Here is a 21766-nt window from a genome sequence, read left to right as displayed (position 1 = left end):
ACGGATCCGGAGGACGTCATGAGTCAGTTATTTACCCCGATTTCACTGGGGGAGCTGGATTTACCCAACCGTATTATTATCGCCCCTATGTGCCAATATTCTGCCGACGAGGGCAAAGCCACCGAATGGCACACCATGCATCTCGGCCAGCTGTCATTGTCGGGCGCAGGGTTATTGATCGTAGAGGCCACCTCAGTCGCGCCTGAAGGGCGCATCACGCCCAGCGATCTCGGCCTGTGGGACGATGCTACCGAACAGGCGCTGGCGCAGGTGGTGCAGGCAGTGAGAAAACACGCCTCCATGCCATTAGGCATTCAACTCTCCCACGCTGGCCGCAAGGCCTCCTACGGCATTCCCTGGGAGGGCGGCGGGCAACTCAGCGCCGCACGCGGTGGCTGGCAAACCCAATCCGCCTCCACCCTGCCCTTCTCACCGCATGATGCCCCCCCTGCAGCGATGAGTCTGAACGATATCGAACGGTTGAAAGCGCAGTTCATTGCGGCGGCAAAACGCGCCGATCGCCTGGGCTTCGAGCTGATTGAACTTCATGGCGCGCACGGCTATCTGCTGCACCAGTTCCTTTCCCCCCTGGCCAACCAGCGCAACGATCAATACGGCGGCTCGTTGCAAAATCGCATGCGCTTGCTGCTGGAGATTTTCAGTGAAGTGCGCGCGGTGTTCCCGGCGAGAAAAGCGCTCGGCGTGCGGGTTTCCGCCAGTGATTGGGTGGAAGGGGGTTGGGATGAACAGCAATCGGTGGCGCTGGCGAAAGCGTTGAAAGAGTTGGGTTGCGATTATATCCACGTCTCCAGCGGCGGCCTTTCGCCTCAGCAGAAGATCCCGGTCGGCCCGAGTTATCAGGTACCGTTTGCCGAAGTCATCAAACGCGAAAGCGGCCTGCCGACCATCGCCGTGGGGCTAATCACCGAGCCGGAACAAGCTGAAGCGATTGTCTCCACCGGCCAGGCGGACATGGTGGCGCTAGCGCGCGGCATTTTGTACAACCCGCGCTGGCCATGGCACGCCGCCGCCAGGTTAGGTGAGAAAGTCAGCGCACCGCCACAGTACTGGCGTTGCGAGCCTCACGTATTGAAGGGGCTGTTTAAAAACGACTGACAGGCACGGCTTGGGCGCTCAACGCCCAAGCCGACATTCGGTAAAACCGGAAATCACTATCCCCGCCAACAGCACCCCTCCTGCAACCGCCAGCAGAGGGTTAAACTGCAGGTGCGCGCCCAGACTGCCCAATAATGCCCCAAGGATCAGCAACCCAGAACTTAACCATGATGCCCACATAACTCCCCCTCTGAATAATTGCGCGGTCATGATACGCATCTCTTGTCCGCAGACCTTATCCTTTAGAGCGATTTAGCCGAATTAATAATCATGTTATGTCCAGTCATCACTTAAAATGATGTATTAATGCGGTGCCTTTTCACGTTGCGCGAGAAAAATGTCACAATGGTCGTTATAAACGGCAGAAAAAGCGGGATGAATAAAATCTCCGTCTGAAGGATAAACCCTGCTATTACTCTGTTATTATTGTTAAATGACTGCTTCTAAGCTGAGAACACATGACTCAAGTTCCTTCTTTTAATCGCACTTTATTGCACCCGCGTTACTGGCTTACCTGGTTCGGTATTGGCCTGCTTTATTTGCTGGTATTACTGCCTTACCCGATTATTTACCGCCTCGGAACCTCACTGGGCCGTTTTTCCATGCGTTTTCTCAAGCATCGCGTGGCGATTGCCCGGCGTAACCTGACGCTGTGCTTCCCTAATATGCCGCAGGCCGAACGCGAAGCGCTGCTGGTGCAAAATTTTGAGTCCGTCGGCATGGGGCTGTTTGAAACCGGTATGGCCTGGTTTTGGCCAAACTGGCGTATCGAGCGCTGGTTCCACGTCAGCGGGCTGGAGCACATTCAAAAGGCGCGCGACAACCATCAGGGCGTTTTGCTGATCGGTTTGCATTTTCTTACGCTGGAACTGGGCGCACGTATCTTTGGCATTCATAACCCGGGTATCGGCGTCTACCGCCCACACGACAACAAGCTGATGGACTGGCTGCAAACCTGGGGCCGCATGCGTTCCAACAAGTCCATGCTGGACCGTAAAGACGTGAAGGGCATGATCCGCGCGCTGAAACAGGGTGACATCATCTGGTATGCACCGGATCACGACTACGGTCCGCGCAGCAGTGTGTTCGCCCCGCTGTTTGCCGTGGAGAAGGCAGCGACCACCACCGGCAGCTACATACTGGTGCGGATGGGCAAACCGGCGATCATTCCCTTTACCCCGCGTCGTCTGCCGGATGGCAAAGGTTATGAGTTGATTATGCAGCCGGCAGTGGAAAACTTCCCGCTGGACAATGAGTTCGTGGCCGCCGCGTATATGAATAAAGTGGTGGAAAAAGAGATCCTGATGGCACCGGACCAATACATGTGGCTGCACCGCCGCTTCAAGACCCGGCCCGAAGGCGAGCCCTCGTTATATTGACCGCAACCCGCATTATGGCGGGTCATTTTGTGCTCTGGGTATTGAGAAACGGGGATAATGGTGAGAGGGTAATCATCCTGATCGTACTCACTATTTTCACCCTGGAGCCGTTATGTATATCGTTAGCCTGACTTACCATCGCCCGATAGAAGAAGTTGACAGCCATCTCGAGGGACATGTCGCCTGGCTGAAAAAATATTTCCAGGACGGTACCTTCATCGCCTCCGGACGTAAAAATCCGCGTACCGGCGGTGTGATTCTGGTGAAAGGCATTGACCGTGCGCAGTTGGATACCATCGTGGCGCAGGATCCGTTCAACGCGGTAGCCAACTACGACATTACCGACTTCACCCCCTCCACCACCGGCAACGGTTTTGACGTGCTCGCCGGGCTGTAAGTCTCTCTGAATTTCAGGTTGCCCTCAACAGCGATGGCGCTTGATAACCACCGGCATATTCCGCGCAGCCAGCGCGGAATACCGGCAACGCGTTATTTTTAAAACTTTATTTCATTTTCCGAATAACCCCCGCCACATCAATTGATGCTACCTGTAATTAGGCGCATACTTACCAAGCTAACTTTCTTGCTTTGCCCCCTGTTTTCGCCTGCGAGCAAAGCGCATCACCTTCTGCAACGGTAATTTATGGCTCCGGTACCAGAACCAGTAAACTGGAAACGCAACCTGTTCGTCGCTTGGCTGGGATGCTTCCTCACCGGGGCCGCCTTCAGCCTGATCATGCCCTTCCTGCCGTTATACGTAGAAACGCTCGGCGTGACCGGCCACGAAGCGCTGAACATGTGGTCCGGCCTGGTGTTCAGCATCACCTTCCTGTTCTCCGCCATTGCCTCCCCCTTCTGGGGCGGGTTGGCCGATCGTCGTGGGCGCAAATTGATGCTGCTGCGCTCGGCATTGGGTATGTCGATTGTGATGCTTCTGATGGGGATGGCGCAGAATATCTGGCAGTTTTTGGCCCTGCGCGCGGTGCTTGGCTTGCTCGGTGGTTTTATTCCCAACGCCAATGCGTTGATTGCCACCCAGGTGCCGCGCAACCGCAGCGGCTGGGCGTTGGGCACCCTGTCCACCGGCGGCGTTAGCGGCGCGTTGATTGGGCCGCTGATAGGCGGCCTGTTGGCCGACCAATATGGCCTGCGACCGGTGTTCTACATCACCGCCGCCGTGCTGTTACTCTGCTTTGTGCTGACGCTGCTGTGCGTCAAAGAACAGTTCACCCCGGTGCAGAAAAAAGACATGCTGCACGCACGCCAGGTCTTTGCTTCACTGAAAAACCCCAAACTGATACTCAGCCTGTTCGTCACCACCATGATTATCCAGATTGCCACCGGATCAATCGCGCCGATTTTAACGCTGTATGTGCGCGACTTGGCCGGCAACATCCATAATCTGGCTTTTATCAGCGGCCTGATCGCCTCGGTGCCCGGTGTCGCCGCGTTGATGAGCGCACCACGGCTGGGCAAACTGGGTGACAGAATTGGCCCTGAGCGCATTCTGGTATTTATGCTGATTGTCTCGGTGTTGTTGCTGATCCCCATGGCCTTTGTACAAACGCCGTGGCAGCTCGGCGTATTGCGCTTCCTGCTTGGCGCCGCCGACGGTGCACTGTTGCCGGCCGTGCAAACGCTGCTGATCTATAACTGCAGCAATCAGGTCGCCGGGCGGATTTTCAGTTATAACCAGTCGTTTCGCGACGTGGGTAACGTCAGCGGTCCGCTGTTGGGCGCTGCGGTCTCCGCCAGCTACGGTTTCCGGGCGGTATTTTGCGTCACCGCACTGGTCGTGCTGTTTAACGCCGCGTATTCCTGGTGGTGTTTGCAACGCCGGACGACACGAATGAGAGAAGACACTCTGCAGGAAGAGCAATAACCGCATTTATCACTCACTGATTCACTTAAAGGGGGCTAGGGTCCGTTTACCCTACTTTTCGTATTGATACCTTTCGCCGTTTCCCTTTCCGCATCAACCAGAAAAATCTTAATGCAATTGCTTGTTTTTAAAAAAGTAATTAACTTTTAGCACAATAAACCCGCTGTCAATGACATTCCCTCCCAAACCAACATAAAAACCAAGAAAAGAGATGTTTGTCGACTTTTCATCTAAAAAATGGGATACAGGGACTAGACAAAACCACCATCCAGTTATCAAATGGTTAAATAATATCACGCCAGATGTAAATCACTGGCCAAGTGAAAAAAGGTCGGCGCGCTTTCCACGGTTAACGGGCGCTACGGCTGCGGTTTTGTCGGGTAATCCGCATTGGGTGGATCACCTTCCTTAAATACACATACATACCACAGTATAAGCCGCATAAGTGCGGCGCATTTTATTGGGAAGACGTTATGCAATCCTCTGTTAATAACCAAGAAAGCCGGACCTTCTTCGGCCATCCTTATCCGCTGGGATCCCTGTTCTTTACCGAAATGTGGGAGCGGTTCTCGTTTTACGGCATTCGCCCATTACTGATCCTGTTTATGGCCGCCACGGTCTATGACGGTGGCATGGGGTTGGCACGCGAAAACGCCTCGGCGATCGTCGGTATTTTCGCCGGTAGCATGTATCTGGCGGCCTTGCCGGGCGGCTGGCTGGCTGACAACTGGCTGGGCCAGCAAAAAGCGGTATGGTACGGCTCCATTCTGATCGCGCTCGGTCACCTGTCGATCGCGTTGTCCGCCATCATGGGCAACAACCTGTTCTTCATCGGCCTGATGTTTATCGTGCTGGGTTCCGGCCTGTTCAAAACCTGTATCTCGGTAATGGTCGGCACCTTGTACAAGAAAGGCGACAACCGCCGGGACGGTGGCTTCTCGCTGTTCTATATGGGCATCAACATGGGCTCATTCATCGCCCCGCTGATTTCTGGCTGGCTGATCCGCTCTCACGGCTGGCACTGGGGCTTCGGCATCGGCGGTATCGGGATGTTGGTGGCACTGGTGATCTTCCGGGTATTTGCCGTTCCGGCCATGAAACGCTATGACAGCGAAGTCGGTCTCGACTCCACCTGGAACAGCCCGGTCGCCAAGAAAAACGGCGTCGGTGCCTGGTTAATCGCATTGGCCGTTGGCATGGCGGTGATCGTCACCCTGATCGCACAGGGCGTTATCGTGATTAATCCGGTGGCGGTGGCCAGCATGCTGGTTTACGTGATTGCCGCGTCGGTAACCCTGTACTTTATTTACCTGTTTGCCTTTGCCGGCCTGAGCCGCAAAGAACGCGCCCGCCTGCTGGTGTGTTTTATCCTGTTGGTCTCCGCCGCGTTCTTCTGGTCTGCGTTTGAACAAAAACCTACCTCGTTCAACCTGTTTGCCAACGACTACACCAACCGTATGATTGGCGGCTTCGAGATCCCGGCGGTCTGGTTCCAGTCAATCAACGCCCTGTTCATTATCCTGCTGGCACCGGTATTCAGCTGGGCCTGGCCGGCTCTGGCGCGTAACAAAGTGCGCCTGAGCAGCATCACCAAGTTTGTTATCGGTATTCTGTTTGCCGCTGCTGGCTTTGGCCTGATGATGCTGGCCGCGCAGAACGTACTGGGCAACGGCGGTGCGGGCGTGTCCCCGCTGTGGCTGGTGGGCAGTATTCTGATGCTGACGCTGGGTGAGCTGTGCCTAAGTCCAATAGGGTTAGCGACCATGACCCTGCTGGCGCCGGAAAGAATGCGCGGTCAGATGATGGGCCTGTGGTTCTGCGCCAGCGCCTTGGGCAACCTGGCGGCCGGTCTGATTGGCGGCCATGTGAAGGCCGATCAGTTAGAAATGCTGCCGAACCTGTTCGCCCGCTGCTCGATTGCGTTGCTGATCTGCGCCGCAGTACTGACGCTGCTGATCGTCCCTATCCGTCGCATGATGGAAAACACCCAGGGTAAAAGCGAACAGAAACCGGCTACCAACGCCTGATAACGCGTTCTCTTTCTCCTTCAAGCCAGCGCCCGGTGCGCTGGCTTTTTTATTTTCCCCACGCCTGCCGTTGCAGCACCACGCGGTAACCGTCCAGATCTTCGAAGGTCTGCCCGCCGTTATCCCAATAAGGATTGTAAGAGGCCACGTGCCGAAAACCGGCGGCCAACATGCGTCGGCACCCTGCGAGCCAGTCACCTTCTTGCGGCAGATAAAACACCAGCAGGTGATCCTGCGTTGGCGCCAGCCCCACCCTTACGCCGCGATGGTGGGTAAACTCCAGGTGGTAGCCGTGCTGCGGATGCCCGACCATTACGCCGTCAAACCCCTGATGATCGGCAAATTCCCCCAACCGTTCGAACCCCAGCCCCTCGCAGTACATGGCCGCAATGTCCTGCAGACGATCGGTCGGGCGCGCAATACGCAGCACCGCGTTGGCTATCGGCATTATTTTCTCCGTATCATGATGAATTCATACAGCGCCATGCCCGCCAGCATCGCCGCCACGAACAGCCAACCGGGTAACGAACCTGCCCCCGCGAGCACCCACGCCGGGCCGGGGCAGATACCCGCCATGCCCCAGCCAATGCCGAACAGCGCGCTGCCCGCCAGTAAACGGCGATCCAGACGCCGGTTGGTGGGAACGAGCAACGTCTCGCCCAACAGCGTTCGCTGTCGACGCCGGGCCCATAAAAACGCCGGAACCGCTACCGCAATCGCCCCCATCATGACCAAAGCCAGCGACGGGTCCCAATGGCCGGTAATATCGAGAAAGGCCAGCACCTTGGCCGGGTTGGCCATGCCGGCGATAATCAGACCCAAGCCGAAAATGACCCCACTCAGCAGCGCAAATATAATTCTGAACATGGTTTTAGCCCCCTGCCAAGTGACGGACAACCCAGACGGTAATAAATCCCAGCAACATGAACACCGCCGTGGCGGCCAGCGAACGCGGCGCCAGCCTCGCCATGCCGCATACGCCGTGGCCGCTGGTGCATCCGCCCCCCAGCCGGGTGCCCAGGCCGACCAACAACCCCGCAGCCATCAACCACAGGCTGCCGCCGCTGACCGGCATTTCCGGTAAAGGGCCGGCAATACGATACAACCAGGGGGAAATCAGCAACCCGACAAGAAATGCCCCGCGCCACGCTTTTTCTGTACCGCCCGGCGTCAACAAGCCGCCGGTGATACCGCTGATACCGGCGATGCGGCCGTTAAACACCAACAGCAGCGCCACCGCAATGCCGATAATCCCCCCGCCAGCCAGTGCGGAAAGCGGCGTGAAATGCAGCCAGTCAATGGTCATAGTGTCGCTCCCGGAGCCGGGCAATAAAGTTGATACAAGGTACTGAGGATCGTCAGCGCTTTTTCATCGCTGACGGCATAGTAAATCTGCTTGCCCTCGCGCCGCGTTGACGCCAGCCCTTCCTGCCGCAATACGCTCAATTGCTGGGAAAGCGTCGGCTGACGGATCCCCAGCGTCTGCGCCAGTTCACCGACCGACATCTCACGCTGGCTGAGCTGGCACAGCAACAGCAAGCGATCCTCGTTGCCCAGCGCCCGCAACAGCGCCCCAGCCTGCGTTGCCGCCTGCCGCATACTGTCGATATTCATAGAACCCTCAAACAATTTATAAAATTATATATTGTATTCTTATAGACTATAGTCCGGCGCCGCACCAGAGACTGGTGCGAAATGTTCCGGCGTGGCATGCTGCCATTACGCCTTTCCACCGCGCGGAGATACCGCTACAGATGCTGCTTTGCCACGACTTAATGCCCACCAACCGGTCGATTGTGCCGATTGCCAAAGATTACCAACACGGCGATTTCGAGCCCCTTCACCACCATAACTGTGCGCAGCTGATCCACAGCCTTAGCGGCGTGGTGCAGGTAAACACCCGCCTGGGCAGTTGGGTGGTGCCGCCAGGTCGCGGCGTCTGGTTGCCGGCACGGATGGAGCATAGCCTGCGCATCACCGGCAAGGTGGCGGCCAGAGCGCTGTTTGTCGATCCCTTGGCGCGTGCCGATCTGCCGGCGCAGTGCGAAGTGGTGCAAATCTCGCCGCTGCTGCGCGAGCTGATTATCTGCGCAATGGACATCACGGTGGATTATCCGCCAGGTGGGCGCGAAGAGCGGATAATGGAACTGATCCTGGACGAGCTGCGCGTCTTGCCTATTTTGCCGCTGCATTTGCCGGAACCACGCGGCGAAGCCCTGCAGACGCTGTGCAGGCATATTCAGCAATCGCTGGCGCAGCCCTGGGAGTTGGAGCAGGCTGCCGGCTATATCAGTGTCAGCGGCCGCACGTTGTCGCGCCGCTTTCAGCGTGAAACCGGACTGCGTTTTGGCGACTGGGTCCGCCGCGCCCGGCTGCTGGCGGCGCTAAACGCTCTGGCGGCCGGTCACTCGGTGCTGGAAGTGGCGCTGGACCTGGGTTATGACAGCCCCAGCGCCTTCAGCGCCATGTTCCGTCGCCTGCTGGGCGTCGCACCGAGCGTTTATTTCGCCAGGTAGCGCCCGGCGACATTAAACAGCGCCTGCAGCGAAGCGCTGGCGGAATCAACGTCGATCCCAACGCCATAAGCCGCCTCACCGTGTGCCAGAGTGCAACGTATATAGGCCACAGCACGGCTGTGGCTCTGATGGCCCAAGGTGTGCTCGTGATAATCCTCAATCGCCAGCGTCAAACCAAAGCGCTGGCGCAGCGCATCCACCGCGCTGGACAGCAAACCGTTCCCCACGCCCATCAGCCTTTGCTGCTGCTCCTCGAACAATACCCTGGCACTGAAACTGTAAGCTTCCACGCCATGGCTCTCTGTCTGATAACTCAGCAATTGCAGGCTCGGCTGTTCAACCAGCCCGTAAGTCGTGCGGAACAGCCGCCACAATTCGGCGGTGGTCATCTCTTTACCGCTGCCGTCGGTCTCCTGTTGCACCACTTTGCTGAAATCAATCTGCAGCCCGCGCGGCAACGACAGGCCGTGATTCTGTTCCAGCAACCAGGCTGCGCCACTTTTGCCTGACTGGCTGTTAACCCGGATCACCGCCTCATAGCTGCAGCCGACATCACCCGGATCCAGCGGTAAGTAAGGCACCTGCCACAAGCCGTCTTGCCGCTGCTGTTGGGCAGCGAAACCCTTCTTGATGGCATCCTGATGCGAGCCGGAAAAGGCGGTGAAAACCAGTTCGCCGGCATAAGGATGACGCGGATGCACCGGCAACTGGTTGCACTGTTCAACCACCTCAACCACCTGCTTCAGTTGGCTGAAATCCAGTCCCGGCGCAACACCCTGGGTGTACAGATTGAGCGCCAGCGTCACCAGATCCACATTGCCGGTGCGCTCGCCGTTGCCGAACAGGCACCCTTCCACCCGATCGGCACCGGCCAGCATCGCCAGCTCGGCACAGGCTACCCCGGTACCGCGATCGTTATGCGGATGCACGCTGATCGTAACCTGTTTACGCTGGCTGAAGCGGCGGCAAAACCATTCGATCTGATCGGCATACACGTTCGGCGTACTGACCTCCACTGTCGCCGGCAGGTTGATGATCATTGGCCGCCCAGGACCTGGCTGCCAGACATCGGCCACCGCCTCGCAAATCTCCAGCGCGAATTCCAACTCGGTAAAGCAGAAGGTTTCCGGCGAGTACTCGAAGGTCCAGGCCGTTTCCGGCTGCAATTCGCACTGCTGACGGATGCGCAACGCGCCATTCACCGCCAAGGCTACCGTCGCCGCTTTGTCCTGCCTGAAAACAATTTCGCGGAACATGGGAGCGGTGGCGTTATACAAATGCACGATAGCGCGGGGGGCGCCGCGCAGCGATTCAAAGGTGCGATCGATCAGATCGTCACGCGACTGAGTCAACACCTGAATGCTGACATCGTCCGGGATTAACTGTTCCTCAATCAGCGAACGCACAAAATCAAAATCCGTTTGCGACGCCGAGGGGAACGCCACCTCGATTTCTTTAAACCCGCACTGCAGCAACAACTGGTAAAACTGGCGTTTACGGCCGTTATCCATCGGTTCCGCCAACGCCTGGTTACCGTCACGCAGATCGCTGGAGCACCAACGCGGCGCCTGCTCAAGGGTGCGACCGGGCCATTGGCGATCCGGTAACGCCACCGGCGGGAACGGGCGATATTTGCTTGAAGGGTTGGTTAACATGGCGATCTCCTGGGGTAGTCGTAAACAATGCCTTATTATTTCCCGCCACGTTATTCGCTGCTCCCGCTTAGCGGACAATCGTCGTCGCAAAACGGACAACAAAAAAATTTGCATCCTGCGCCAGTGAGACAACAATTACTTCTGACGTATGTCATGACGCTTTGGCGCTGCCAAAGCCCTTTCATCAACCTCACTGTGACTGGAGACGGACATGAGCCTGTATGCAACCCTGGAAGAAGCTATCGAAGCCGCGCGCGAGGAGTTTATTGAATCCGCCGAAGGCGGCAATGACGATGAATCGCCGGTACCGCAACAGTTCAATCTGCAAAAATACGTGATGTTGGACGGTGATATCATGTGGCAGGCCGAGTTCTTTGAGGAAGAAGGGGAATCGGTCGAGTGTTTCACGCTACGCAGCGGCGCTGCCGCCCAGGCTATTTTTGACGGCGACTACGACGAAGTGGAAATCAGAGCGGAATGGATAGAGGAAAATACGCTGCACGAGTGGGAGGAAGGTGATTTCCAGCTCGATCCGCCGTTGGATACCGAAGAGGGTCAGACTGCCGCCGACGAGTGGGACGAACGCTGAATAACGCCGCGCGGATACCGGCCGATATCCGCGCCTGCCCGAACCCCATAACGTTCTTCCAGGAGGATTCATGATCATCCGCCAGGCATGTCGCGCCGATTACTCCGCTATCCTGCAACTGCAGTCGCAAAACACCCCGGCAAACCTTAGCGAGAGCCAAAAGCGGCAAGGGTTTATCGTCTCGCGCATGGATGAGGCTCAGCTAGAAAGCATTAACCGGCGTCTGGGCATTCTGGTGGCGGTTGAAGATCGCGCGTTGGCGGGCTTTGTCTGCTTGATGCCTACCGATATGCAGCCGCGCCCACCGGTGGTGGATGCGATGCTCGATACGCTCAGCAGTCAGTCATTCAACGGCCGGGCACTCCGTGAGCAGAAGGTGTTTTTGTATGGCCCGGTGTGCCTTGATACCGCCTGGCGCGGCAAAGGGGTGCTTAAACAGTTGTTCGCTGCCGTCAAGGCATGCACCCGCGATGGGTTCGATGTCGGCGCGCTGTTTATTGACGACGACAATCCGCATTCACTGATCGCCCACGAGCAAGGGCTGAAGATGACGGCGCTGGCGCCCTTCCGCTGCGGCCGGCACGGATATCAGTTGCTGGTATTCGCCACTCGGGATCCGATTTACTCGTAAGGCCCGTGCTGCGCATCAAACGGCAACATAAAGGTATCCACCACCATCGACAGCGGTACGTCGATCACCGTGATGTAGCGCCAGGGCGTATCGCGCAGATCCCATTGCACGCCCGGGTAATATTGATGGCCATGCCCGGCACCGGGTACCGTGCGGCTGATGATACTGCCGCAGCCGGTCAACGCCATTACGCCTGCCGCCAGCAACGCCAGGCGGATTAAAGAAGAAAAGTTCACCAAATTGACTCTTGAACCTGGTTGTTTTGAAAATAAACAACGCCCTGCGCGGATGTTAGCACAGTTTCCCACCGCCGGTTTGTCAGCATTGCGTAAGCAAAAGACCAAAAAAAACGGGGAACACGCAACGCGTATTCCCCGCTTGGGCTAACCGGTCAACGACTAACGCCGTCCGACAGGATGAGCCAGTTCGTTATGCGGCAGTTGCTGATAGAGTTCACGCCACGCTTTACCTTCCGGCAGCAGCCAGACGCGCTGATGCAGACGCGACAGTGCCACGGGATCGCTCAGCAGCTCCAGACGTTTACCCTTCACCAGTTTTTCCGGCCCCAGTTGCAGCGCTTCCGCCACCCGCTCTTCACGGTTACGCTCAATCGCCCCGCGCAGGTGGTGACGCGCCGTCGCCAGCGCCGTTGCCAATGCGTTGAATGACGGGTTAACCACGGCGTGCATAAAGCCATTGGCCAGCGCGCGCTCACGGTTAAGCTGCAAATACTCTTCCGTCGCCAGCAGTTCGCGCGGCGGTGAGTATTCTTCCGGGATCAGGAACAGTTTGGCGCGCTTGCTTTTTATGCCCAAGGTCGCGCGGCTCGACAGCGCCGACACGATAGGTGACAGGATCAGCGAGAAGACGATCGGCGACAGCCACCACAGGAAACGCAGATCCAGCCAAGCCATACCACCGGCCCAGACCAGGCCCAACAGCATCTGTGAACCATGACGCTTAAAGGCTTCGCTCCATGGCGTGTCATCATCGTCACGCTGCGGAGAGTTCCATACCACTTCCCAGCCGAGGAAAGCGCTGACCACGAACACGGTATGGAACAGCATGCGCACCGGTGCCAGCAGCACAGAGAACAGCATTTCCATCAGCATCGACAGCAGCAGGCGCAAAGCACCACCGTATTCTTTGGCGCCCTTGGCCCAGATAAGCACTATGCTGAGCAGTTTAGGCAAGAACAGCAGTATCAGGGTGGTGGAGAACAGCGCTATCGCCAGCTCCGGACGCCACTGCGGCCATACCGGGAACAGTTGACGCGGCTGCAGGAAGTACTGCGGCTCCATCAGGGTATGCACCACCTGCAACGCCGTCGACAGCGCCAGGAACATAAACCACAACGGCGCCGACAGATAAGACATTACGCCGGTCAGGAACACCGCACGGTGTACCGGGTGCATGCCTTTGACCAGGAACAGGCGGAAGTTCATCAAGTTACCGTGACACCAGCGACGGTCGCGTTTCAGCTCATCCAGCAGGTTCGGCGGCAACTCTTCATAGCTGCCCGGCAGGTCATAGGCAATCCACACGCCCCAACCGGCGCGACGCATCAGCGCGGCTTCCACGAAGTCATGCGACATGATGGAACCGGCAAAAGAGCCTTCGCCCGGCAGCGGCGCCAGCGCACAGTGTTCGATAAACGGCTTCACGCGGATAATCGCATTATGGCCCCAGTAGTGCGACTCGCCCAATTGCCAGAAATGCAGACCGGCGGTGAACAGCGGCCCGTAGACCCGGGTGGCAAACTGCTGCACGCGAGCATACAGCGTATCCATGCCCGAGGCCTTCGGCGCGGACTGGATGATACCGGCGTTCGGATTGGCTTCCATCAAACGTACCAGACCGGTGAGACACTCACCGCTCATCACGCTATCGGCGTCCAGAATCACCATGTAGCTGTAATCGCCACCCCAACGACGGCAGAAGTCATCGATGTTGCCGCTTTTGCGTTTCACGCGGCGGCGGCGGCGGCGGTAGAAGATGCGGCCGTGACCGTCAACATCGCGGCACAGTTCCATCCAGGCCTTCTGTTCCGCCATGCAGATATCCGGGTCGTAGCTGTCGCTCAGCACGTAGATATCGAAATGCTCCAGTTGGCCGGTAGCGGCGACGGACTCATAGGTCGCACGCAGGCCGGCGAACACGCGCTCGACGTCTTCGTTACAGATCGGCATGATCAACGCGGTGCGGTGCGCCGGGTTAATCGGCTCATCGCCTTTGATGGTGGAAGAGATGCTGTACTTATCTTTGCCAATCAGCAGTTGCAGGAACCCCATCAACGCGGTCCAGAACCCAGCCGATACCCAGCAGAAAAGAATGGCGAACAGGATCAGAATGCCGGTTTGCAGGACATAGGGCAGCAGCTGCAGCACCGATTGCATCAGATCCTGATCCAGCATGGCCAGCGGATCGATCAGCGCCCAGCCCTGATACGGCAAAATGGTTTTCATGTACCAGGTGGCGATGCCGGTTTGCACCAGCATCAGCACCAGCAGCACATAGCGGCGCATCGACCCGACCACGCGCCAGCGATTTTCCGCCTCGGCTTCCTCTTTGGAAGCGTGACGATTGTGCGGCGAGCGCCCCAGCAACGAATCCCAAAAGCGCGCCACCGGGTTGGTGCGCCAGGCTTCCGGGAACATGCTGGTACGTTTGATCGGAGGCATCGCCTTCAGTACGGTACGGCCTTCGGCGTCGGTGTCGAAATCGTCGTCGCTGACCGCATCCGGCCAAGCGCTTTCGATACGCGTTTTGACCGAGGCCAGCGCCACGTCATCCGCCGACAGCTGATTGACGTTGGCATCGGCGGCGCCCATCTTGCGATGCAGCGCCTCCAGTGCCTGGCCGTCATCTGCCGCCGGCTGTGGTTTAAGCGCCTCTGACCGCTCAGCGGTCAGAGGCATTGCCGCAAGATAATCCTGGGCAGGTTGAGTAAGCTTATTCATTGGCAGGTAGCTGATAGCTCCAGGTTTCCGACAGGGTCTTATCACCATTGACCAGCGCAGCGCGCATTTCTACCGGCTTCTTGTCGTCTTTCACTTTAAGACGCAGCGTCAGGCGCCAGCCTTTGGTCACTGGATTATAGCGGACATTGTTTTCTACCACTTCACCGTTGTCGCCGATGCTCACCTGAGAGGCGACCGGCGTAGCGCCGTCCAGACCTTTCAGTACCGGGCCAACGAAATCAACCAGGAATGCCACGCTGCCGTCAGGCTCGCGGATCAGGTTGGACTGCTTCACGTCACCGGTAGAACGCATCGTCTGGCTTACGTAGGCGATGTCCTGTGAATGAAGCTTGTCTTCATCGCGGGTGAAGTGCAGGCGGTAGCTCAGCGCCAGCGGGGTTTTGGCATCCGGCAATACGTCCGGAGTCCAGAAGGCAACGATGTTGTCGTTGGTTTCATCCGCAGTAGGGATTTCCACCAGCTCCACTTTGCCCTTGCCCCAGTCGCCGCGCGGCTCGATCCAGGCGCTTGGGCGCAGATCGTAACGATCGTCCAGATCTTCGTAATCCTTGAAGTTACGGCCGCGTTGCAGCAAACCGAAACCTTTCGGGTTCTCGATCTGGTAGGTGCTGACGGACAAGTGCTTCGGATTATTCAGCGGACGCCAGATCCACTCGCCGTTGCCGGCATGGATCGACAAACCGTTGGAGTCATGCAGCGCCGGACGGTAGTTCAGCGTTGGCGACGGCTGACTTGGCCCGAACAGGTACATGCTGGTCAGCGGTGCCATGCCCAGTTTGCCGACCTTGTCGCGCAGGAACACTTTAGACTCGACGTCCACCGTGGTATCGCGGCCCGGATAGACCACAAAACGATAAGCCCCGGTGGCGCGCGGTGAATCCAGCAGCGCGTAAACGACCAGGTGCTTGTCGCCCTGCTTCGGACGCTCAACCCAGAATTCGCGGAAGCGCGGGAACTCTTCACCGGACGGCAAGGCGGTATCAATCGCCAGGCCACGAGCGGAAAGCCCGTAAACCTGCCCTTTACCCACCACGCGGAAGTAACTCGCGCCCAGCAGGCTCATAATTTCGTCGTTCTTATCCGCACTGTTGATCGGATAAATCACCTTGAAACCGGCAAAGCCGAGGTTTTTTACCGAATCCGGATCGTGCTTCACCGAACCAAAGTTGAAGTAATCCGGGCTGTACTTGATCTGTTTCACGCTGGTTGCAGTGACTTCATTGATTTTCACCGGCGTGTCGAAGTACATCCCCTGATGATAAAACTCAAGTTTGAATGGGGTTTTCAGCTTGCTCCAATAGGCTTTATCGTGATTGAACTGAATCTGCTGATAGTCCGCGAACTTCATTTCACGGAATTGAGAAGGAAGGTTGCTCTTCGGGGCCTCAAAGCCTTTTCCTGCCAGATCCTGTGCCTGCTTGGCCACATCGTCGATAGAAAAAGCCCATGCCTGCGAAGTAAACAGCGTGAACAATACGGTAGCACCTAACCAACGAACGCTCGCGGCGCGTGGTTTACTGGATAATATATTAACTAGCACATCCCCCCCTATTCGTGTGCTCAAATCATTTAAATCCATATTAATGGATTATTCAGCTTTCCGACAACATGATAAATGGATGGTTCATGTTTATGGCTCATTGTTTAAGCAGCTGATGAAACACCAGCGTAGCAAGCCGCGCAGCAAGACGCTATGGAAAAATGTGAATCGGTATAGTAGGGTTTGAGATTGCGATTTAACCATTGCCGACTTATTAAGCGTGTTAATGACCACTCGACAAAATGACTAGCGGTAACCTAATGACTAAAGGCAACAATCAACGCGAGTTTTTCCTCGATTCGATCCGAGCTTATTTGATGTTGCTCGGTGTTCCTTTCCACCTCTCACTGATCTATTCCAGCCATGCCTGGGCGGTGAACAGCGCGGCCCCCTCGTTCTCGCTGACGGTGTTGAACGACTTCATCCATGCCTTCCGCATGCAAGTGTTCTTCGTGATATCCGGCTACTTCTCCTACATGCTTTACGAGCGTTACGAGCGCCACAAGTGGTTGAAGGTCAGACTGGAGCGGGTAGCAATCCCCCTGCTGAGCTCGATCCCCTTAATAACCGTACCGCAGTTTTTCATGCTGAAATACTTCACGGATAAATTAAACGGCTGGGAAGATTTTTCGATCTATCAGAAAATAAATGTAACAATCTGGGAACTCGTTTCCCACCTGTGGTTTTTATTAACTCTGTCCTTGCTGACCACTGCCTGTTTTTATCTGTTCAAAAAAATTAAGACGTTAAAAAGTAACATCGCGCCTAACCCGATAAATAAAATGACTGGATTAGGAAACATCTCACTGTTCTTTCTTTTATATGCTTTATGCTATTCGGCCGCGCACCGTATTATTTTAATTTTTGCGCCGCAATTGCTTTCCAATGGCCTGTTCAATTTTGTGGTGATGGAGACGATGTTCTACCTGCCGTTCTTCATCCTCGGTGCTTACGCGTTTAAGTATGTGTGGCTGAAAGAGATTTTTCTCAAACCTTCCCCATTGGCAGTGCTCGGCTCGTTGTTGTTGTTGATTGCCTACATGCTGAATCAGAAGTTGCTGGCCCACAGCAGCTATATGTTTGAGTTGGAAATTGTGATCAAATCCCTGCTCGGCATCCTGATGGCGAACGTGGTGTTTTCATTCGGACACCGGTTGCTGAACTATCATTCGCCAAAAATCACGTATCTGGTCAACGCATCGCTGTTTATATATCTGGTGCATCATCCGCTGACCTTGATATATGGCGCTTTTGTGACGCCGTATATCAACAATAACCTTCTGGGTTTCCTGATTGGTCTGGTGTTCGTTTTCTCCTGCGCCTTTGCCTTATATGAACTGCACAAGCGCATCCCTCTGCTGCGCTTCCTGTTCTCCGGGAAACCACAGTAATACCCAGTCTATATGACCTCAGGTTGAGATTTCCTCACCCTGAGGTCGTGGAGGTAAGCTTCACTAACCTTTTGAATGCGTTGCTCATATTTTTACCATGCGCATTTTCCTAATCTTCGTCTTACCTCCTCTGTCACATTGCAAACTGGCGATCATCTGTTACGCTCATTAGATATACTTATAAGTTATTTTTTCCTTTCTGGGCAGGGTAATCACATGAGAGAAGCATGGGTCGACTATGCGAAAGGCATCGGCATTATTTTGGTGGTCTTTGGCCATGTAAATCGCGGTTTGTACAGTGCAAACATTCATCTTTCCGAATCGTTTTACCAACTTACAGACAGCGTTATTTACAGTTTCCATATGCCGCTGTTCTTTTTCCTTTCCGGTTTGTTTTTTGTCCAGTCATTAGATAAAAAGGGTAAATCCAGCTTTATCATCAGTAAAGTTGATACTATCGTGTACCCCTACATTATCTGGTCATTGCTGCAGGGAGCTATCGAGATCGCATTGTCACGCTATACCAACAACCCCGCCAGACTGGCGGACATGCTGACACTGTTTACACATCCCCGGGCACAATTCTGGTTCCTGTATGCCCTGTTCATGGTATTTGTCCTTGCCAGCCTGTTGTATAACAAAAACAAATTCAACTATATCCTGCCTGCCCTGATCGTTATCAGCGCCGGATTGTACGTGTATCAGAACAACCTCAGTCAAGCCTTCCATCTCGATTACATCATCAAGTTTATGATTTTCTTCCTGCTCGGAGCGTTGGCAATACGCTACTCAGCCGTCATTGGCGGGATCGGCGTGGGTACCAGCCTGATCGCTTTACTGGCTTTTACTCTATTGGAGTGGGGATTCCATGGTTACCTTGGCCTGACCTACATGAATGCCGGAATGTTCTCCCTGATCCTTGCCGTCGTAGCCATCGCCTTTATCATTTGCCTGTCGGTCCTGCTGGCGAAGGCAGACATCGCCTGGCTACGGCGCCTTGGTGAGTTAAGTATGGTGATCTACCTGATGCACATCCTTGCCGCCAGTGGATTACGCATCGTGCTGGCCAAGTTTCTGCACGTTAACAACTGGTCGGTACATGTTGTTGCCGGTACGCTGATTGGCCTGATAGCCCCAATTATTGCCTATTACGTTATTCAACGTCTGCACCTCAATTTCCTGTTGGAGCGCCCGCGTTACAACCGGGTGCAGCGCAAAGAAAAAACCTTCTGAACACTTGGGGCAGCTCTTGGCCGCCCCTTCTCTCAACATCTTCTTCCCAAGTCTATTTACGATGCGGTAATAGCGTCCGGATTACTGCCGGACCTGTAGCATAGAGCACACATTGCTCAGCTCAATGGTTAAAGTTAGGGCAAAGTTATGCTGGAGCATATTGCCGCTAGTTGTTATAACTGCAATGCATAAGTGGAAATCCACATCCCTGCCTTACGGTAGTGATTGGGCTCAATGAACCCTGAGGGACGACGTTGTCGTTGGTACGACAATGTTTGCAGCATCTCCCTTCCGTCACGACAGAGAGGATTTTTAATGACTGACAAAGACACTTCGGCTCAGGAAGCCATTCCAGAAAACGCCACCCTACTGAAAATCCTTGGCCGGTTGCTGTCCGCACTGGACTCGTCGATCAGCGGCAAAGATCGTAGCATTCTGGTAACCGAGCTTTCCAGCCTCAATCTTGACGGCATTTCAGAGTCTGAGCGAAAGCTGGCCGCTGAGTTGATCCGACGGGCCTTGCAATCACTCGATCATTAACGACACTGGCCTACAAACCATTAAGCCTCCCGACGGGGGCTTAATGGTTTTTCCTTCCTGCATCGACAGCCTGGCGATTATTATCCAAGTAAATATTCAGTGTTCTGATAACTATAGATAAAAATAAGAACTTATCGTCTTCCCCCCGCTTTCTCTGTTCATCCTCACCAAATGGCAATAAATGCCAAATCAGCTTTAGCGTTTTACCCACTAAACACGTTATCATCACCCGGTATCTGCGCCCGCGCGCAACGCCTTTCCCCCAGCCTCAGGAGAACGTTATTTTGGATGCCAGCACGATCAACAGCTTGTTCATCATCGGTGCCGTGTTGGTGGGGGCAAGCATTCTTCTCAGTTCATTCTCTTCGCGGCTGGGCATTCCCATTTTGGTGATTTTCCTGGCGATTGGCATGCTGGCGGGGGTCGATGGCCCAGGCGGCATCGTTTTCAGCAATTATCCTGTTGCCTATCTGGTCAGTAACCTGGCGCTGGCGGTGATCCTGCTGGATGGCGGGATGCGCACCCGCGTCAGTTCTTTCCGCGTTGCGCTATGGCCGGCGCTTTCCCTCGCTACCATCGGCGTGGTGATTACCGCTGGGCTTACCGGCCTGGCTGCCGCCTGGCTGTTTGACCTTGATCTGCTTCAGGGCATGCTGATTGGCGCCATTATCGGCTCTACCGACGCCGCAGCGGTATTTTCACTGCTGGGCGGTAAAGGGCTCAACGAACGCGTCAGCGCTACGCTGGAAATTGAATCCGGCAGCAACGATCCGATGGCGGTGTTCCTCACCATCACTCTGATTGCGATGATCGCCGCCGGCGAAACCACGCTGAGCTGGATGTTCCCCCTTCATTTGCTGCAGCAGTTCGGCATGGGGATCATCTTTGGCCTCGGCGGCGGCTGGCTGCTGTTGGGGTTGATCAATCACATCAAATTGGCCGAAGGCCTATACCCGCTGCTGGCCGTGAGCGGCGGCATTTTGATTTTTTCCCTGACCACCGCGCTAGACGGCAGCGGTATCCTGGCGGTATACCTGTGCGGCTTGATGCTGGGCAATCGGCCAATCCGCAACCGGCACGGCATTGTCCAAACCTTCGACGGTCTGGCCTGGCTGAGCCAGATCGGCATGTTCCTGGTGCTGGGGTTGCTGCTCAATCCGCACGAATTGCTGCCCATCGCCATCCCTGCCCTGCTGCTGTCGCTGTGGATGATCTTGTTCGCCCGGCCGCTTTCGGTATTTATCGGGCTGTTGCCGTTTCGCAGTTTTACCCTGCGCGAACGCAGTTTTATCTCGTGGGTCGGCCTGCGCGGCGCGGTACCGGTCATTCTGGCCGTCTTCCCGATGATGGCGGGATTGCCGAATGCACAGCTGTTTTTCAATGTGGCTTTCTTTGTCGTATTGGTCTCGCTGCTGCTGCAAGGCACCACACTGTCATTCGCCGCCAAAAAAGCCAAGGTCATAGTGCCGCCGGCACTGGCGCCCATCTCGCGGGTCGGGTTGGACGTGCACCCGGAAAACCAATGGGAGCAGTTTGTTTACCAACTCTCGTCGGAAAACTGGTGCGTGGGCGCTGCGCTGCGTGAGCTGAAAATGCCGCCCGGCACTCGTATCGCCGCGCTGTTCCGGGGCAAGGAACTGCTGCACCCAAGCGGCAGTACAAGGCTGCGTGAAGATGACATTCTGTGCGTAATCGGCCATGAGCACGATCTGCCGGTGCTGGGTAAACTGTTCAGCCAGGCGCCGGTGGTCACGCTGGACGAGCGCTTCTTCGGTGACTTTATCCTGCAATCAGACGCGCGCCTGAGCGATATTTCACAGGTATACGGTCTTAACCTGCAGGAAGGTGTGGACGAACAACAAACGCTCGGCCAGTTCGTCCTTCAACTGATTGGCGGCGCCCCCGTGGTAGGCGATCAGGTGGAATGGGACGGTCTGACCTGGACCATTGCCGAAATGGACGGCAACTTGATCAGCAAGATTGGCGTAAAAATCGTGACTGACTGATCCTCCCACAGTACCCGCTCGCTGCGCTGTGACGCCCGCAGCGGGCACTATAATACTGACGGAACTTATAAGCCTGGAAAGGTTCTTAAACACTGTAATTATCAAAATCGCGGCTTTCAGCCTCGTCGTTTTAACCTTTACTCTGGGAACACTGCGCAGCGGTGATGGGTATTGATTTGAACAGCAAAACTCGATTTTTATCTGTCATGGTGCTGCTGGCTCTGGTGGTCATCGCGCTGGATCTGGGCATCGCCGATTTGGTCCATAGCATCTTAATTGG

The 21766-nt window shown here is 55.7% G+C and carries 21 protein-coding genes; 12 read left to right on the top strand and 9 right to left on the bottom strand.

Features of this window, described 5'->3' with window-relative positions; genetic code table 11:
- The first annotated feature begins 18 nt into the window (after nt 1-18).
- Nucleotides 19-1116, top strand: coding sequence for an NADH:flavin oxidoreductase/NADH oxidase (locus tag SERAS12_RS09230; protein WP_013812423.1), 1098 nt, complete (start codon nt 19-21; stop codon nt 1114-1116).
- A gap of 18 nt (nt 1117-1134) precedes the next feature.
- Here the strand turns inward: SERAS12_RS09230 and SERAS12_RS09225 are convergent, their stop codons facing one another.
- Nucleotides 1135-1296, bottom strand: coding sequence for a hypothetical protein (locus SERAS12_RS09225; RefSeq protein WP_013812422.1), 162 nt, complete (start codon nt 1294-1296; stop codon nt 1135-1137).
- A gap of 278 nt (nt 1297-1574) precedes the next feature.
- On the opposite strand from SERAS12_RS09225, the gene SERAS12_RS09220 reads away from it, so the two are divergent.
- The 4 genes from SERAS12_RS09220 to SERAS12_RS09205 all read left to right on the top strand — a co-directional run bounded on the left by SERAS12_RS09220 (nt 1575) and on the right by SERAS12_RS09205 (nt 6404).
- Nucleotides 1575-2495, top strand: coding sequence for a Kdo(2)-lipid IV(A) acyltransferase (locus SERAS12_RS09220; RefSeq protein WP_013812421.1), 921 nt, complete (start codon nt 1575-1577; stop codon nt 2493-2495).
- 112 nt (nt 2496-2607) lie between these two features.
- Entirely contained in the window at nt 2608-2892 is a 285-nt protein-coding gene (locus SERAS12_RS09215; protein ID WP_013812420.1) for a YciI family protein, read from the top strand.
- A 246-nt stretch (nt 2893-3138) separates the two neighbouring features.
- Nucleotides 3139-4377, top strand: a complete 1239-nt coding sequence (gene mdtG / locus SERAS12_RS09210) for a multidrug efflux MFS transporter MdtG (RefSeq protein WP_013812419.1) — start codon at nt 3139-3141, stop codon at nt 4375-4377.
- 473 nt (nt 4378-4850) lie between these two features.
- Nucleotides 4851-6404, top strand: a complete 1554-nt coding sequence (locus SERAS12_RS09205; protein ID WP_013812418.1) for a peptide MFS transporter — start codon at nt 4851-4853, stop codon at nt 6402-6404.
- A gap of 49 nt (nt 6405-6453) precedes the next feature.
- Here the strand turns inward: SERAS12_RS09205 and SERAS12_RS09200 are convergent, their stop codons facing one another.
- From SERAS12_RS09200 to SERAS12_RS09185, 4 genes are read right to left on the bottom strand one after another with little or no spacing between them, the layout of a single operon-like run.
- Nucleotides 6454-6852 carry a VOC family protein gene (locus SERAS12_RS09200; protein WP_013812417.1) on the bottom strand — a complete coding sequence of 133 codons (399 nt, stop codon included), beginning with the start codon at nt 6850-6852 and terminating at the stop codon, nt 6454-6456.
- Nucleotides 6852-7271, bottom strand: a complete 420-nt coding sequence (locus tag SERAS12_RS09195) for a YeeE/YedE family protein (protein WP_013812416.1) — start codon at nt 7269-7271, stop codon at nt 6852-6854. The genes SERAS12_RS09200 and SERAS12_RS09195 overlap by 1 nt, the downstream gene beginning before the upstream one ends.
- 4 nt (nt 7272-7275) lie before the next feature.
- Nucleotides 7276-7710: a YeeE/YedE family protein gene (locus SERAS12_RS09190; protein WP_004942996.1), complete on the bottom strand. Its 435-nt coding sequence runs from the start codon at nt 7708-7710 to the stop codon at nt 7276-7278.
- On the bottom strand, nt 7707-8018 hold the full coding sequence (locus SERAS12_RS09185; RefSeq protein WP_013812415.1) for a helix-turn-helix transcriptional regulator: 312 nt from the start codon (nt 8016-8018) through the stop codon (nt 7707-7709). Before SERAS12_RS09185 ends, SERAS12_RS09190 begins: the two co-directional genes overlap by 4 nt.
- Nucleotides 8019-8158: 140 nt before the next feature.
- On the opposite strand from SERAS12_RS09185, the gene SERAS12_RS09180 reads away from it, so the two are divergent.
- A complete protein-coding gene (locus SERAS12_RS09180; protein WP_013812414.1) occupies nt 8159-8920 on the top strand; it encodes a helix-turn-helix transcriptional regulator in 762 nt (253 codons plus the stop codon).
- Here the strand turns inward: SERAS12_RS09180 and leuA are convergent.
- A complete protein-coding gene (leuA, locus tag SERAS12_RS09175; protein ID WP_013812413.1) occupies nt 8905-10575 on the bottom strand; it encodes a 2-isopropylmalate synthase in 1671 nt (556 codons plus the stop codon). The genes SERAS12_RS09180 and leuA overlap by 16 nt on opposite strands.
- Nucleotides 10576-10786: 211 nt before the next feature.
- On the opposite strand from leuA, the gene SERAS12_RS09170 reads away from it, so the two are divergent.
- Nucleotides 10787-11164, top strand: a complete 378-nt coding sequence (locus SERAS12_RS09170; RefSeq protein WP_013812412.1) for a MysB family protein — start codon at nt 10787-10789, stop codon at nt 11162-11164.
- Nucleotides 11165-11234: 70 nt separating this feature from the next.
- Nucleotides 11235-11795 carry a GNAT family N-acetyltransferase gene (locus SERAS12_RS09165; RefSeq protein ID WP_013812411.1) on the top strand — a complete coding sequence of 187 codons (561 nt, stop codon included), beginning with the start codon at nt 11235-11237 and terminating at the stop codon, nt 11793-11795.
- Here the strand turns inward: SERAS12_RS09165 and SERAS12_RS09160 are convergent.
- The 3 genes from SERAS12_RS09160 to mdoG all read right to left on the bottom strand — a co-directional run bounded on the left by SERAS12_RS09160 (nt 11786) and on the right by mdoG (nt 16316).
- Nucleotides 11786-11983 (bottom strand): YceK/YidQ family lipoprotein, encoded by a 198-nt coding sequence (locus SERAS12_RS09160; RefSeq protein WP_042437287.1) that lies wholly within the window; start codon nt 11981-11983, stop codon nt 11786-11788. The two genes, SERAS12_RS09165 and SERAS12_RS09160, sit on opposite strands and share 10 nt — an antisense overlap.
- Before the next feature lie 210 nt (nt 11984-12193).
- The gene (gene mdoH / locus SERAS12_RS09155; RefSeq protein ID WP_013815086.1) at nt 12194-14755 is read right to left on the bottom strand and encodes a glucans biosynthesis glucosyltransferase MdoH; all 2562 of its coding nucleotides are present in this window, start codon (nt 14753-14755) and stop codon (nt 12194-12196) included.
- Nucleotides 14748-16316 carry a glucans biosynthesis protein MdoG gene (mdoG, locus tag SERAS12_RS09150; RefSeq protein WP_013812409.1) on the bottom strand — a complete coding sequence of 523 codons (1569 nt, stop codon included), beginning with the start codon at nt 16314-16316 and terminating at the stop codon, nt 14748-14750. The genes mdoH and mdoG overlap by 8 nt, the downstream gene beginning before the upstream one ends.
- Before the next feature lie 260 nt (nt 16317-16576).
- Between mdoG and mdoC the strand changes: the two genes are divergently transcribed.
- From mdoC to SERAS12_RS09125, 4 genes are all read left to right on the top strand, one after another.
- Nucleotides 16577-17707: a glucans biosynthesis protein MdoC gene (gene mdoC / locus SERAS12_RS09145; protein WP_013812408.1), complete on the top strand. Its 1131-nt coding sequence runs from the start codon at nt 16577-16579 to the stop codon at nt 17705-17707.
- A gap of 216 nt (nt 17708-17923) precedes the next feature.
- Complete coding sequence (locus SERAS12_RS09140) at nt 17924-18940, top strand: acyltransferase (RefSeq protein WP_013812407.1); 1017 nt, start codon at nt 17924-17926, stop codon at nt 18938-18940.
- 315 nt (nt 18941-19255) lie between these two features.
- On the top strand, nt 19256-19480 hold the full coding sequence (locus tag SERAS12_RS09135) for a hypothetical protein (protein ID WP_004942973.1): 225 nt from the start codon (nt 19256-19258) through the stop codon (nt 19478-19480).
- Between the two features lie 284 nt (nt 19481-19764).
- Nucleotides 19765-21486, top strand: coding sequence for a potassium/proton antiporter (locus SERAS12_RS09125; RefSeq protein ID WP_013812406.1), 1722 nt, complete (start codon nt 19765-19767; stop codon nt 21484-21486).
- Nucleotides 21487-21766 lie beyond the last annotated feature (280 nt).

Origin of the sequence: Serratia sp. AS12, from assembly GCF_000214195.1 — a bacterium.
Taxonomy (GTDB): Bacteria; Pseudomonadota; Gammaproteobacteria; order Enterobacterales; family Enterobacteriaceae; genus Serratia; species Serratia plymuthica.
Note: the sequence above shows the minus strand (reverse complement) of the source record. Positions and strands in the feature narration are given on the sequence as shown.